The following is a 13743-nucleotide window of genomic DNA, read 5'->3' as shown; positions in this document are numbered from 1 at the left end:
TCTAGTGGTCGGCCTGGCGCCCGGCGGGGAGTCGGGTCACTGCCCGCACGGCATACATCAGGGCGGCAAACGGCCACAGCCAGCCCAGCCACTGAGACAGGCCGTGGAAGCGGATGAAACGCCCCTGCTCCCAGACGTTCAAAGACTGGTCAAAGTAGGCACTCACTGGCGCACGATTGAGAAGACTCAGGGAGACTGCGAGTGCCAGCAGCAGACTGACGTGGCACGCGCGCGGTGGCAGCCTCAACGTGGCAAGCGCCACCAGCGCGGCGACGGCCATGCCCAGCAGCGCCGGCATGTCCACCCAGGCCCAGGCGTGGTCCGGCCCGTAAGTCATGGCCGCCGAGAATCCGGCGGCGCCCAGGGCCGACAAAAGCAGCGCAACCAGCAGCACCAGCCTGCGCGAGGGAGCATGCACATCCGCATACCCCAGCATCAGCGGTGCCAGCAGACCCAGCGCCACGCACAACGCCTGCGCCAGGGGGCTCAGCGGCACTGCCGCTTCCGACTGCAAGGGCAGCCAGACCAGGAAGGGCGTGTCCACCAGCAGACTGGACAACACCTCCTCTAGCTGTTCCCAGGCCTGCCCCAGGCCGAACGGCACCGACAACGGATACAGCAGGGCGAACGGCCAAAGCGCCAGCAACACCAGCGATCCGTGCGCCTGAGGCGCGAACCAGTTCCGACGGAACTGCGTCCATTGCCGCATCACACCCAGTCGTTCGAGGAACCAGGCCAGGCAGACGCCCAGCACGCCCCCTGCGATGTTGAGTCCGAGGTCCAGGTTGGACGGAACCCGCATGGGCAGGAAATTCTGCAGGGTCTCCAGCGACAACGACAGCATGGCCGGCAACAGCACCGCAAACCACCACGCCCAGCGCCCCCAGCCCGACCGCAGCAACCCCAGCGCCGCCAGGAACCCAAGCGGCACATAGCCCACCAGGTTGGCCGACACATCGAACTTCGTCCAGTAACGGGGAAGGGGTGCACTCAGAAACGCCCACACCTGTCCGCCAGACCAGCGCCATCCTTCGAAAGGATAGAGACTGGCATAGACGACGAGCGCCGCAAACAGCAGCGACAGCGGAATGGCAGAGGATCGGCTCGCCACGGCGCGCCCGGTCATCAGAATGGCTTGACGACCACCAGAACGACCACCAGCACCAGCATGATCACAGGCGCTTCGTTGAACCACCGGAACCAGACATGGTGGCGCCGATTGGCATTGGTCCTGAAGGACTTCAGAAGCCGCCCACAGGCGTGGTGATAGCCCAGAATCAGAACCACCAGCAGAAGCTTGGCGTGCATCCACCCGTTGCCGGCACCCAGGCCGATCCCATACCCCAGCCAGAGCCAGAGCCCCAGGACCAGCGCAGGGACGGCCAGCATGGTGGTGAAACGGAACAGCTTTTCGGCCATCAGCATCAGCCGTTCGCGCTCGGCCACGCTTTCAGGGGGAACCATGGCCAGGTTCACAAAAATGCGGGGCAGGTAAAACAGGCCCGCGAACCAGCTGGCGATGAAGACGATGTGGAAGGATTTGACCCAGAGCATGCGGGCAGTTTATCTGCGCCGCCGCTGCAGGGATTCATGGCCGCACGGCACAAAAAAAACCCGGCCCACAGGGCCGGGTTAGGAAGCCTTTTTGCTGTCACACACTAAGGCACCCGCTCAGGGAGGAAAAGCGGGGAGCGGTCCAAGGACGCGCTCGGGGCTGATGTTACAACAGATCACATCGAATGTGAAGCGAAGCCCTGTCAAAACTGACAGGGCCTGCGCGCAGGCCAATAAATAGACCCAAAAGCACTACATCATCTTGGCCAATTCGAACATCACGGCCGTGCCCAGCGCCTCGCGGATGTTCCCGCGTCCGACCTTGGCCATCGAAAACTCGCCAAACCCGGACATGTCAAACGAACTGTCGTCGGGCGAAATCTCCACGAACGGAAACTCGAACACCTCGCGCAACAGCTCGCTGCGGAAGCGCTCGAACTCCCCGTCCTTGATCTCCGAATCGACCACGATCAGGTTGGGCATGCGGGCCTTGACGGCATCGCGGGCCTGATTGAAATCCACCACGCTGTCGGAGGTGATCCCGATTTCACGCAGCGCATCCCGCACGTCGGCACGGATCTGCAGGCTAGGGGAGATCGTGAGCACATACGTGCCCGAGAGCGACTTGAACATCGACGAGTGTTCGTCCGACAGGTCGACGGTCGAAATGCCATCGACCGCCTGCACCACGGTGCGGCTGAACATCGCCGTGAAACTGACGCCCTCGGCGGTCACGTCGCGCTCGAGGTCGATACCGCCCGAGGCGGCAGCGATCTGGCGAATCAGCATCCAGCTGAGGCTGTCGGACGCTGTGCTGCTGGAAGGCGGGATCCCGTCGTTGGCCACGCGCATCTGCAGCCGCGCGTGCTGCGGCCACGCATTGAGGTCCATGCGCACGTCCACCCGGTTGCCGAACGGAATGCCCCAATCGAGCACCGCGTTGACGAACGAGTGCGCCAGCGTCGGGTCGATCAGCACCTCCACCGGCTTGAGCTTGCGGCGCAGTGCGATGCCCAGGATGCCCAGTTCCTGCTTGCGCTCCTGCAGCACGCCCTCCACCAGATCGGCCATGTTCACCTTCTCGTGCGTCTGGCGGATGCGCCCTCCGTACAGGCGGTGGATCTGCTGGGCGCTGAGCCCCGCCAGCTTGATGCGTTCGGCAGGGATGTTCAGCGCCCGGTGCTCCATCTTGGTGATGCGGCCCTTGGCCAGCAGCTGGTCGATCTGGTTTTGAAGGCTGCTCACACCTTCGGTGAACTGGTCGGCCAACGCAGACACCAACTCCTGCCAGTGGTCCTCAAGCTTCCATGCATCGGCCTCGGTCGGGGCGCCCGGTTTGGGGTTGGAGGTCTGGTTGGGTGGGCTGGATCTGGTGGGCTGCATGACAGTGCTCTTGAGTGAAAGATTCCTACTGCGTCCCGCATGGCTGCAGAAGCATCAGTATTTTCTTATTACGCGGCGTGCAAGACGTCACTCCGACGTTCTCAATCATCGTGCTTTTTTTACGATTTGCAACAACCACCCTGACACGCTGCACTGGGGCCATCGCAAATTACTGCACGGTTGACCGGTTTGCCACAATAGCCTCATGCACACACCCGCCCCCTACCCCCTGTCCCGTCCGCGCCGCCTGCGCCGCGACGTCTTCACCCGCGACCTGGTGCGCGAGCACCGGCTGAGCCCCGCCGACTTCATCTACCCGGTGTTCGTGCTCGACGGCGCCGGCCGGCGCGAAGCGGTCGCGTCCATGCCGGGCGTCGAACGCCTGAGCCTGGACCTGCTGCTGCCGGTGGCCGAGGACTGCGTGAAGCTGGGCATCCCCTACATGGCGCTGTTCCCGGTGATCGACCAGTCGCTCAAGACGCCGGACGGCCAGGAAGCCATGAACCCCGAGGGCCTGGTGCCGCGCGTGGTGCGGGCGCTCAAGAAGGATTTTCCCGGCCTGGGCGTCATGACCGACGTGGCCCTGGACCCCTACACCAGCCACGGCCAGGACGGTGTGCTGGACGAGCACAACTACATCCTGAACGACCCGACGGTGAAGATCCTGGTGCAACAGGCGCTGACCCAGGCGGCCGCCGGCGTGGACATGGTGGCGCCCAGCGACATGATGGACGGCCGCATCGGTGCGATCCGCCAGGCGCTGGAAGCCGCCGGCCACGTGCACACACGCATCATGGCCTACAGCGCCAAGTACGCCAGCGCCTTCTACGGCCCGTTCCGCGATGCGGTGGGCTCGGCCGCCAACCTGGGCAAGGCCGACAAGAAGGTCTACCAGATGGACCCGGGCAACAGCGACGAGGCGCTGCGCGAGGTGGCGCTGGACATCGCCGAAGGCGCGGACCTGGTGATGGTCAAGCCCGGCATGCCCTACCTGGACATCGTGCGCCGCGTGAAGGATCAGTTCCACATGCCGACCTTCGCCTACCAGGTCAGCGGCGAATACGCGATGCTCAAGGCCGCCGCCCAGAACGGCTGGCTGGACCACGACGCGGTGATGATGGAGAGCCTGATGGCCTTCAAGCGCGCCGGCTGCGACGGCATCCTGACCTATTTCGCGCGCGACGCCGCGCGGCTGCTGCGCGGCTGAAGCGCGTCCGGGCATGCGCGTCTTCCACGTCCAGACGACCTCGGTCACCGAATCGGATGGTCTGCCCACGCAACCGCCGGTCAGCGGATTCATCTGGATCGCCTGCGGCCGGCGGGAATTCGAGCTGGAGCAGGGCCATGTGCAGTCCACGCTGCTGGCGCTGGGCAGCGTGCCGCTGGTGGACCTGCACATCTCCGACCTGCTGAACAACCAGCTGCCCTCGCACTTCGACTACACCTCGCAGTACGACCTGCTGGTGTTCCGCCGCCTGGCCGCCGGGCACAGCGAAACCGACCTCTCCCACCCGGGCCAGGTGCTCACGCAGCCCACCCGGCGCGGCGGGCCGCCGGTGCTGCGCCGCATCGACACCAGCCCGGTGGGCTTCGCGGTGTTCGACCGGGTGCTGCTGACGGTGCACCCGGCCGGCTGCACGGTGCTGGACCACTACGCCACCCGCCTGCTGGGCGCGGGCACGAGTGCCGCGCGGGCGGCTGGTGTGAATCTGCCCGCCGGCCCGGCCGACCTGATGTTGCGCATCGTCAACCAGATGGTCGACGGCTACCTGGAGCTGCGACGCGAGCTCACGCGGCAGCTGGACCACTGGCAGGCCGAGCTGCTGCACCCGTCCACCCGGTTCACGAACTGGGGTTCGCTGCTGGACGCCCGCATCTCGCTGCACCAGCTCGACGAGATCTGCGAAGACCAGCGCGCCGCGATCCAGGACTGGATCGAGGCGCTGGCGGGCTGGGAGGTGGTCGAGGGCCACGGCGACCACTTCGGCGGCCACAAAGGACTGGAGCTGCTCAAGGTGCGCAGCCGCGACGTGCTGGAGCACATCGAGCGGGTGATCCACCACGTGCGCCGGCTGGAGCAGAACGCCGAGACCGCGGTGCAGATGCACTTCTCGGCGCAAAGCAACCGCACCAACGACATCATGCGCACCCTCACCGCGCTGACCGCCATCTTCCTGCCGCTGAACCTGATCGCCGGCATCTTCGGCATGAACTTCGAGTTCATCCCGCTGCTGCACGACAACGCCGGCTTCTGGTGGGCCATGGGCTCAATGGTCCTGATCGCCGTGGGCCTGAGCGTGGTCTTCTGGCGCAAGCGCTACCTGGCGCGCAGCGGGCGCTGAGCGCGGCCCACCGCGTCAGGGCCGGCCGTTGCCGTGCGCCACGCCGAACAGCGTGGCGGCGTTGTCCCAGGCAATGCGCCGCGCCACGCTGGCCGGCAGCCCGCCCAGCCAGTGCCGGTAAGACTGCATCAGCTCGTCGTAATAGAGCCAGCGCTGGTTGACCCAGGTGTCCGATCCGATCAGAAACCGTTCGGGGTACTTCAGCAGCAGGCTGTGCCACTCGGGGCACAGCTGCCCGTCGCCGCAGGTCAGGCCCGGCCGGTAGGACAGCTCGCCCATCAGCAGGGGGTAGCGCGCCATGAGCGCATCGACGCGTTCGACGGAAGCTCCACCGATGCCCGTGTGCGCCCAGATCAGCCGCAGCTTCTGCCCCTGGCTGGGTGTGGCGGCCATCAGCAGGTCGATCGCCACGTCGTCGACGTGCGCAAGCACCGCGAGCTGCTTTTCCTCGGCCAGTGCCATCAGCCGCCGCGCCACCGGCCCGTTGGCATTCGCGCTGTCGTAGAGGTGGAACTCGCCCAGGCCCTGATAGGGTCCGGCCGGTGTGCCCCGCGCCAGTTCGGTGGTCACCAGCTCGACGATGCTCTCGTCCCGGAACCAGCCGCTGTAGTCGGCCCGGTCCCGGTACAGGCGCACGAAGGGCACCACGGTCACGCCCGCGGCATGCGTGGCCTCGCGCGCGCCGGCCAGGGCAAGGGTGCCGGCATTGGGCCGCGAATTGGCCAGCACCGCGCGCACGCCGTTGCGCTGCATGCGGGCCAGCACATCGGTCAGCGGGTGCGGGCAGGCCGGGTCGGGTGCGTCCTGCACGCAGGCATCGTCGTTGTAGTGCAGATGGGCGTCGAACAGCGGCCCCGCGTACGGGGTCTGCGCCATCACAGGCGCCGCGCCACAGGCCAGCCACAACAGGCCCCGTCGCAGCAGGTTGCGCATGCCGGACTCAGCCCAGGTGCTGTGAAAAGAAGGCGAGCGTACGCTCACGGGCGAGCGCGGCCGAGGGAGCGTCCCAGGCGCCCCGCTGGTCGCAGTTGAAACCGTGGTGCGCCGGATAGAGGTGCACCGTCACCGCAGGGTGCGCCTGGCGGAACGCCTCCACGCCGTCCAGCGGAATCCAGCGGTCCTGCTCGGCAAAGTGCGCCAGCGTCGGCACCTGCTCCTTGCGCGCCATCTCGTCCGGTGTGGTCATGCCGCCGCCGTAGTACGGCACCGCCGCCGACAGCCCCTGCAGCGTGCAGGCCGAGCGCCAGGTCAGCAGGCCGCCCCAGCAGTAGCCCACGATGCCGACCTTGCCGCCCTGTGCGGCCAGACGGATCGCGGCCTGAATGTCGGCCATCACGCCCGGTGGGGGCAGGGCCTCGACCGCGGTCTTGAGTGCCATGCCCGCGCCCATGTCGGCCTCGGTGTAACCCAGATCCACGCCAGCCTTGACCCGGTGGAAGGTGGAGGGCGCCACCACGAAATAGCCTTCGGCCGCATAGCCGTCGGCCACGGCCTGGATGTGGCTGTTGACGCCGAATATTTCCTGCAGCACGACCAGCCCGCCCTTGGGCTGGCCGGTGGGCTGCGCGACGTAGGCGGGACAATGGAACCCGTCGGCGGAAGTGAGTTGAACAAAGCTGCCCATGAAGTCTCCGAACGATGAATGGCAGGTCCGGTGCGCGACGCTTGCGCGGGGCCGCCTGCGTTAAGTTTCGACAGGTGCATGTTGTAACCGCAAAAATGACAGTGCGTCAGGAGGGTGCAGGATGAACGCAGGGTCCAACGGGGTGCTGCTGGTGACCGGCGGCGGCCGGGGCATCGGCGCGGCAACGGCACGGCTGGCCGCGCGCGAAGGCTGGGCGGTGGCGGTGAACTACACCGCAAATTCCCTCGCCGCCGACGAGGTGGTGCGCGCCATCCGCGCCGACGGCGGCAGTGCCATCACCGCGCAGGCCGACGTGGCCGACGAGGCACAGGTGCTGCGCATGTTCGGGAAGATCGACGCCAAGCTGGGCCGGCTCACCGGCCTGGTGAACAACGCCGGCGTGGTGGACGTGACCGCCCGGGTCGACGAGATGAGCGCGGCGCGCTGGAAGCGCATGTTCGACATCAACGTGTTCGGCAGCTTCCTCTGCGCGCGCGAGGCGGTGCGCCGCATGAGCACGCGCCACGGCGGCGAGGGCGGCGCCATTGTCAACGTCTCCAGCGCCGCCGCGCGCATCGGCTCGCCCGGACAGTACGTGGACTACGCGGCGGCCAAGGGCGCCATCGACACCTTCACCATCGGCCTGGCCAAGGAAGTGGCGGCCGAAGGCATCCGCGTCAACGCGGTGCGGCCGGGCCTGATCGAGACCGAGATCCACGCCTCGGGCGGCATCCCCGACCGGGTGAACCAGCTCAAACACCAGGTGCCCATGCAGCGCGGCGGCACGGCCGACGAGGTCGCGCAGGCCATCGTCTGGCTGCTGTCGCCGGCGGCCAGCTACACCACCATGAGCCTGCTGGATGTGTCCGGCGGGCGTTGAACAAGGAACCACCCATGACCGCGACCACGCCCGAGAACAGCCCGCACATCAGGATCTGGTGGGAAGACCTGGAGGTCGGACAGACCCGCGACCTGGGCAGCATTTCGCCGACAAAGGAGGAGATCATCGCCTTCGCCAGCCAGTTCGACCCGCAGCCCTTCCACCTGAGCGAAGAAGGCGGCAAGGCCTCGGTGTTCGGGGCGCTCAGCGCCAGCGGCTGGCACACCTGCGCCATGGCCATGCGGCTGATGGTGACCAACTTCCTGCACGAGACCTCCAGCCTGGGCTCGCCCGGGCTGGAGAGCCTGAAGTGGACCAAGCCGGTCTACCCCGGCGACGTGCTGCGGCTGCAGCACACCATCACCGAGAAACGCCCGATGAGCAAGCGCCCCGACGTGGGCCTGGTGCGCACCATCTGGGAGATGTTCAACCAGCACGGCGACAAGGTGCTGCACATGGAGGGCTACGGGATGTTCCGGCTGAAAGCGCCCCCTCGCGCCGCCGCGCCCGCACAATAGCGGGATGGATTTCAAGCCCCTGATCACCCTGCTGGCCATCGTCAACCCGCTGGCCATCGTGCCCTTCTTCATCCACTACACGCAGGGATTCAGTTCGGCGCAGCGCAAGCGCACCATCCTGATTTCCTCGTTCAGCGCGTTCGCGGTCATCGCCACCTGCGCGGTGATCGGCCTGCAGATCCTGGAGTTCTTCAGCATCTCGCTGGCGAGCTTCCAGGTGGGCGGCGGCATGCTGCTGCTGACCTCGGCGCTGTCGATGCTGAACGCCCAGCCGGCCGAGGCCAAGGCCACCAAGAGCGAGGTGGACGACGCGGGCACCAAGGCCTCCATCGCGGTCGTGCCGCTGACCATTCCGCTGCTCACCGGCCCGGCCACCATGTCCACCGTGGTGATCTACGCCGACCAGGCCAAGACCTTCTTCCAGCACGCCGCGCTGGTGGGCTATGGCGTGGTGATCGCGCTGGCCACCGCCGTGTGTTTCGCCGCGGCCAAGCCCATCGCCCGTTTCCTGGGTCAGACTGGCATCAACGTGATGACCCGGCTGATGGGCCTGATCCTGGCCGCGCTGGCGGTGGAGGTGATGGCCGCCGGGCTGACCAAGCTGTTCCCGGCGCTCGGCGCCTGAGGGCCAGTGCCCCGGTTCAGCCGAACTTGATGAACAGCTTGCTGTAGGGCGCCTTGACCTGGCCGATGGCCTTCTCGATCCGGGCCTTGTCGCCCGCTGCCACCGCCGCGTTCAGCGCCTCCACCGACCGCGTCACCGCGCCCAGCAGATCCTTGAACTCCGCCGATGACTGCGCCGACGCAGGGGCTTCGCTGGCGAGCAGGCCCGCCAGGTAGGTCAGCACACCCGCCTGCGCAGCCAGCTTCGGCAAGCCATCGTCCGCCTTGAGCCACTTCGGCCCCTCGTCCAGCAGATGCTCCATCTGGGCGTGGTAGGCATTCATGTGGTCGCTGTAGACGATGACCTGGTTCTGGCGCCGCAGTTCGCTGAGCAGGTCGCGCACACCTTCGAGCGTGTCGTGGGCCTGGGACAACTGCCCCGCGGCCACCTGCTGCACGGCCCTGGCGTAGTGCTCCTCGACCCCGCTCAGGGTGCGCGCCATGAGCGCATCGTTGGCATACGGGACGGTAGGCTGGGACTTCACGAGCTGGGTGACCTGGGACCAGGCCTGTTGCGCCTGCTTCAGCGCATCGGCCGATTCGCCGGCCTGGCCGGCGTTGGTCTTGAACAGGGCCGCACGGTAGGGCACGTAGGCCTTCTGCAGGGCATCGGTGACGGGGTCGGCCGCCCAGGCGGGCGAGGCACAGGCGCCTGCGGCAAGGGCGAGCAAGGGCAGGACTCGGAAGCGTGGGATGTTCATGACCGGAACGGGTGGAAAAGGGGATAGCCATACTACCCCCGCCCGTATTAAGCCAGCTTAAATCCGCCCCCTGCCGCCGCGTCGGCCTGGCGGGTCAGGATGTCGCAGGTCAGGCGGATGTGGGCTTCCAGCGCCAGCGCCGCGCGGGCCTCCTGGCGCGCCATCGCCGCCAGGAAGATGCCCTCGTGCTCGGCGTGCACGTCGCGGTCGAAGCCCGGCGTGGCGCCGATGCGGATGGCGATGTGGCGGTAGCGCTCGCCGTGGCGGTAGAGGATGTCCAGCAGGTGCCGCGTCCAGGGTGAGCTGTGGCCCGCGATCAGGGTTTCGTGGAAGTGGCGGTTGGCGCGCTCCCACTGGTCCGGGTCGCGGCCGGCGCCGCCCTCCTCGGCCACGCTGAGCTGCGCAAAGGCCTCGCGCACCGAGTTCTCCCAGCCCGCGTCGCCGAGCCGGATCGACTGGCGCAGCGCCTCGGTTTCCAGCCGCACGCGCGTGTCGGTGAGGTCGCACAGGTCGTCCAGCGACACGGCGCTGACGCGGTAGCCGCGCTGGCCTTCGACCGTGACCAGCGCGTCGGACACCAGCAGCGCCAGCGCCTCGCGCAGCGTGCCGGCGCCCACGCCATAGTGGTCCTTGAGGTGCTCGACGCGCAGGCGCTGGCCCGGCTGCAGATCGCCGCACACGATGTCGTGGCGCAGCGCGCGGTAGGCGCGTTCGGTGAGGGTGCGCGGCTCGGGTTCGTCGCTGCGCGGCGCGGGGCCGGCGGCGTGTGCGGGTTGAAGCAGGTCTTGCAGCATGGTGATGACCTCAATCGGCTTCCTGTTGATGCTGGCGTTTGAGCCGGTAGGCCAGCTGCGCGCGGCTCAGGCCCAGCAGGCGCGCGGCGCCGGCCAGGTTGCCGCGGCTGCGCTCGACCGCCAGGGCCAGCACCTGCGCCTCCAGGGTCTCGATCGGCACGCCGGCATCGAGCACCTGCGCGCACAGGCGCAGCTCGTCCTCGGGTGCACGGCGCGCCAGCCGGCCCTGCGGGTCGATGCCGTCCTGTGCCGGCTCGGACTGGTTGGGGAACAGGTGTTCGGCCTCGATCACGCCGCCCTGCGCCGCGAGGATCACGCCGCGCTCGACCAGGTTCTCCAGTTCGCGCACATTGCCGGGCCAGCTGTGGCGCGTCAGCGCCTGCAGCGCGCGGTCGCTGAAGCCGCCCAGGCGCTTCTGGTGCAGCGCGGTGAAGCGCGCCAGCAGGTGCTGCGCCAGCGGCTCGATGTCGCTGCTGCGTTCGCGCAGCGGCGGAATGCAGATCGGGTAGACGTTGAGGCGGTAGAACAGGTCGCGCCGGAACTGCCCGCGCTCGACCGCTGCTTCGAGGTTGACGTTGGTCGCCGTCACGAGGCGCACGTTGACCTTGCGCGCGCTCTCGCTGCCCAGGCGCTCGATCTCGCCCTCCTGCAGCACGCGCAGCAGCTTGGCCTGCGCGGGCAGCGGCATGTCGCCCACCTCGTCGAGGAACAGCGTGCCGCCTTCGGCGCGCTCGAAACGGCCGGCCCGCGCCGCGTGCGCACCGGTGAAGGCGCCCTTCTCGACGCCGAACAGCTCGGCCTCGATCAGCTCGGCCGGCAGCGCCGCGCAGTTGACCGCCACGAACGGCCCGGCGGCGCGCTCGGAGTGTTCGTGCAGTGCGCGCGCAAAGCGCTCCTTGCCCACGCCGGTCTCGCCGGTCAGCAGCACCGTCACCTGCGTCGCCGCGGCGCGGCGCATCAGGTCGTGCGCGTGCTGGAAGCCCGGCGAGGAGCCGACCAGCATGCCACCCGACTCGGCCGGCTCCAGCGTGTTCTTCAACGCCTCGACCTGCTGGCTCAGCGCGGCCATCTTCTCCAGCAGCGAGTCGTCCTCGAAGTACTGGCGGTGCGCGTCACCGTCGGGCCAGTCGTCGATCGGGCGGCCCTCGATCAGGCAGTGGTCGTCGCCGCAGGCCGAACATTTGATTTCCTTGAACAGGATCAGCCGGCCCATGAAGGCGCTGCCGTAGCCGCTGGCGTAGCCCAGCAGGGTCCAGCAGGCCGGCTCGTCGACCACGCCATAGTGAAGGCGGTGCGCGTGTGCCTCCCACGAATCGTCCCAGCGGAACACGCCCTCGAAGCGGCCGGCCGCGGCGTCCATCTCCAGCCGCACCGGCGTGACCCGGGCCGCACCCTCGAGCATGTGAAGCTGCGGCCCGACCAGGAACATGTCTTCCAGCGTCTTCTTGCCGCGCGTCTTGGCCGCGAAGCCCGCATCGTGCAGGCCGCAGGCATAGCCCATGCGCGTGAGCAGGCGCCGCGCGTGGTCCTTGCCGACCGAGGTGATGAGGTCGTGGCGCAGCGCCGTCAGCGCCGCGGTGTGCAGCAGCACCATGCGCCGCTCGCCCAGCCAGATGGCGCCGCTGTGCGGCTCGAAGCGCAGCAGCCGGCGCAGGTCGTTGTCGGGCGGGTAGGTCAGATGGGGGTCCAAAGGTGTCTCCGGTGGGTCGCTCTGCGGCGACTGGAATCTCGATATTTTCCGCCACGCTCCCCCAGATCGACAAGCCGGCGAAGCAGTGCCTGAAATTGATCATTTGATCACTCGTGGCCAAAAGCTCCTCATCAAATCAAGACTTTTCCTTCGTGCTGCACCGCAACAGCCCAAGAAACAGGCTATCGAAGAGTGCCGGGCGATCCGGATGCTGCGCTGCACACCGGCTTTTTCATCAGGGATTTCCCTGAAATATCGAGATTTTTGGCCCGACCCGGTCGAACTGGCACGCCAACTGCGATAGGGGACGCGTCCGACAACGCACCGACCGCCCCAAGCACCATGCCCCAGACCACCGACACCTCCCTGCCCGCCGTCGACGCCTCGCTGCGCTTCGTGCGGGTGATCGAGCGCCGTGCCGACGGCCTTGTCGCCTTCGAGTTCTCGATCGGCTGGCCGGAGCTGGCGGTGGAGCTGATGCTGCCGGCCCCGGCCTTCGAGGCCTTCTGCGCCAACAACCGGGTGCAGCGTCTGGACACCTGAGTTCCCGAGAGCCGTTCAACAACCATTCCAACGGAGACAAGCACCGATGAACATCGACCTGCAGGCGCGGGAGATCACGCCGCTGCGCCAGACCTACGCCCACGTGGCGAAATACATCGGCGGCGACAAGACCGCCAGCCGCTACCAGGAGGCCACCTTCGGCGCCCAGCCGATGGTCAACTTCCACTACCGGCCGACCTGGGACCCGGGCCACGAACTCTTCGACGCCAGCCGCAGCAAGATCGTGCTGGCCGACTGGTACGTGCTCAAGGACCCGCGCCAGTTCTATTACGCGACCTGGACCATGACCCGCGCCAAGCAGCAGGACGCGATGGAGGCCAACTTCCAGTTCGTCGAGCAGCGCGGCATGGTCGGCAAGATGCCCGACGGCGTGCGCGAGAAGGCCCTGACGGTGCTGATGCCGCTGCGCCACGCGGCCTGGGGCGCCAACATGAACAACGCGTCCATCTGCGCCTACGGGTTTGGCACCGCGTTCACCGCGCCGGCCATGTTCCACGCGATGGACAACCTGGGCGTGGCGCAGTACCTGACCCGCCTGGGCCTGGTGCTGGGCGAGCCGCAGTCGCTCGAAGACGGCAAACAGGCCTGGCTGGACGCGCCCGAGTGGCAGGGCCTGCGCCGCCTGGTGGAAGACAGCTTCGTGGTCAGCGACCCGTTCGAGCTGTTCGTGGCGCAGAACTTCGCGCTCGACGGCCTGCTGTACCCGCTGATCTACGGCGGCTTCGTGGACGACCACGTCGCCCTGCAGGGCGGCACCGCGGTCGCGATGCTGACCAGCTTCATGCCCGAATGGCACGACGAGAGCGCGCGCTGGATCGACGCCGTCATCAAGGCCGCCGGCGCCGAATCGGACGCCAACCGCGCCCTGCTGCGCGGCTGGGCCGGCCACTGGATGGACCGCGCCCAGGCCGCCCTCTCGCCCATCGCCCGCCTTGCGCTGGGCGAAACCGGAGAGACCGTGCTCAGCGACGCCCGCGTGCAGCTGCAGGCGCGCCTGGCCAAGACCGGCGTGGCCGCCTGACCAGACCTG

General features: G+C 67.8%; 15 protein-coding genes. 7 read left to right on the top strand and 8 right to left on the bottom strand.

Going from position 1 to position 13743, the window contains the following annotated elements:
* Position 1: 1 nt before the first annotated feature.
* The 3 genes from HPF_RS02005 to HPF_RS01995 all read right to left on the bottom strand — a co-directional run bounded on the left by HPF_RS02005 (position 2) and on the right by HPF_RS01995 (position 2937).
* Positions 2 to 1126: a VanZ family protein gene (locus HPF_RS02005; protein WP_079366543.1), complete on the bottom strand. Its 1125-nt coding sequence runs from the start codon at positions 1124 to 1126 to the stop codon at positions 2 to 4.
* Positions 1126 to 1554 (bottom strand): CopD family protein, encoded by a 429-nt coding sequence (locus HPF_RS02000; RefSeq protein ID WP_066160141.1) that lies wholly within the window; start codon positions 1552 to 1554, stop codon positions 1126 to 1128. Before HPF_RS02000 ends, HPF_RS02005 begins: the two co-directional genes overlap by 1 nt.
* Before the next feature lie 252 nt (positions 1555 to 1806).
* Positions 1807 to 2937 carry a hypothetical protein gene (locus HPF_RS01995; RefSeq protein ID WP_133155617.1) on the bottom strand — a complete coding sequence of 377 codons (1131 nt, stop codon included), beginning with the start codon at positions 2935 to 2937 and terminating at the stop codon, positions 1807 to 1809.
* A gap of 205 nt (positions 2938 to 3142) precedes the next feature.
* Between HPF_RS01995 and hemB the strand changes: the two genes are divergently transcribed.
* Both hemB and HPF_RS01985 read left to right on the top strand, forming a co-directional pair.
* A complete protein-coding gene (hemB, locus tag HPF_RS01990) occupies positions 3143 to 4144 on the top strand; it encodes a porphobilinogen synthase (RefSeq protein WP_133155616.1) in 1002 nt (333 codons plus the stop codon).
* A 13-nt stretch (positions 4145 to 4157) separates the two neighbouring features.
* Positions 4158 to 5279 (top strand): magnesium transporter CorA family protein, encoded by a 1122-nt coding sequence (locus tag HPF_RS01985; RefSeq protein ID WP_084397563.1) that lies wholly within the window; start codon positions 4158 to 4160, stop codon positions 5277 to 5279.
* A 15-nt stretch (positions 5280 to 5294) separates the two neighbouring features.
* Here HPF_RS01985 and HPF_RS01980 read toward each other — a convergent pair whose 3' ends face one another.
* Both HPF_RS01980 and HPF_RS01975 read right to left on the bottom strand, forming a co-directional pair.
* Positions 5295 to 6212, bottom strand: coding sequence for an amidohydrolase family protein (locus HPF_RS01980; RefSeq protein WP_424955186.1), 918 nt, complete (start codon positions 6210 to 6212; stop codon positions 5295 to 5297).
* Between the two features lie 7 nt (positions 6213 to 6219).
* Positions 6220 to 6903: a dienelactone hydrolase family protein gene (locus HPF_RS01975; RefSeq protein WP_066160124.1), complete on the bottom strand. Its 684-nt coding sequence runs from the start codon at positions 6901 to 6903 to the stop codon at positions 6220 to 6222.
* 121 nt (positions 6904 to 7024) lie between these two features.
* Between HPF_RS01975 and HPF_RS01970 the strand changes: the two genes are divergently transcribed.
* From HPF_RS01970 to HPF_RS01960, 3 genes are read left to right on the top strand one after another with little or no spacing between them, the layout of a single operon-like run.
* Entirely contained in the window at positions 7025 to 7783 is a 759-nt protein-coding gene (locus HPF_RS01970) for an SDR family oxidoreductase (RefSeq protein WP_133155615.1), read from the top strand.
* 14 nt (positions 7784 to 7797) lie between these two features.
* Positions 7798 to 8301, top strand: a complete 504-nt coding sequence (locus HPF_RS01965; RefSeq protein ID WP_066160118.1) for a MaoC family dehydratase — start codon at positions 7798 to 7800, stop codon at positions 8299 to 8301.
* 4 nt (positions 8302 to 8305) lie between these two features.
* Entirely contained in the window at positions 8306 to 8926 is a 621-nt protein-coding gene (locus HPF_RS01960) for a MarC family protein (protein ID WP_066160115.1), read from the top strand.
* A 16-nt stretch (positions 8927 to 8942) separates the two neighbouring features.
* On the opposite strand, the gene HPF_RS01955 is transcribed toward HPF_RS01960, so the two are convergent.
* The 3 genes from HPF_RS01955 to HPF_RS01945 are packed head-to-tail and all read right to left on the bottom strand — an operon-like array spanning position 8943 to position 12149.
* Complete coding sequence (locus tag HPF_RS01955; protein ID WP_207959293.1) at positions 8943 to 9665, bottom strand: hypothetical protein; 723 nt, start codon at positions 9663 to 9665, stop codon at positions 8943 to 8945.
* A 47-nt stretch (positions 9666 to 9712) separates the two neighbouring features.
* On the bottom strand, positions 9713 to 10459 hold the full coding sequence (locus HPF_RS01950; RefSeq protein WP_066160109.1) for a GntR family transcriptional regulator: 747 nt from the start codon (positions 10457 to 10459) through the stop codon (positions 9713 to 9715).
* Positions 10460 to 10469: 10 nt separating this feature from the next.
* Complete coding sequence (locus HPF_RS01945) at positions 10470 to 12149, bottom strand: sigma-54-dependent Fis family transcriptional regulator (RefSeq protein ID WP_133155614.1); 1680 nt, start codon at positions 12147 to 12149, stop codon at positions 10470 to 10472.
* A gap of 342 nt (positions 12150 to 12491) precedes the next feature.
* Here HPF_RS01945 and HPF_RS01940 point away from each other — a divergent pair, with 342 nt between their 5' ends.
* The gene (locus tag HPF_RS01940) at positions 12492 to 12692 is read left to right on the top strand and encodes a phenol hydroxylase subunit (RefSeq protein ID WP_133155613.1); all 201 of its coding nucleotides are present in this window, start codon (positions 12492 to 12494) and stop codon (positions 12690 to 12692) included.
* Between the two features lie 46 nt (positions 12693 to 12738).
* Positions 12739 to 13734 carry an aromatic/alkene monooxygenase hydroxylase subunit beta gene (locus tag HPF_RS01935; RefSeq protein ID WP_133155612.1) on the top strand — a complete coding sequence of 332 codons (996 nt, stop codon included), beginning with the start codon at positions 12739 to 12741 and terminating at the stop codon, positions 13732 to 13734.
* Positions 13735 to 13743: the final 9 nt, after the last annotated feature.

Origin of the sequence: Hydrogenophaga pseudoflava (assembly GCF_004353865.1) — a bacterium.
GTDB classification, from domain to species: domain Bacteria; phylum Pseudomonadota; class Gammaproteobacteria; order Burkholderiales; family Burkholderiaceae_C; genus Hydrogenophaga; species Hydrogenophaga pseudoflava.
The sequence above is the reverse complement of the archived record's forward strand: the minus strand, read 5'-3'. Positions and strand labels throughout refer to the sequence as shown.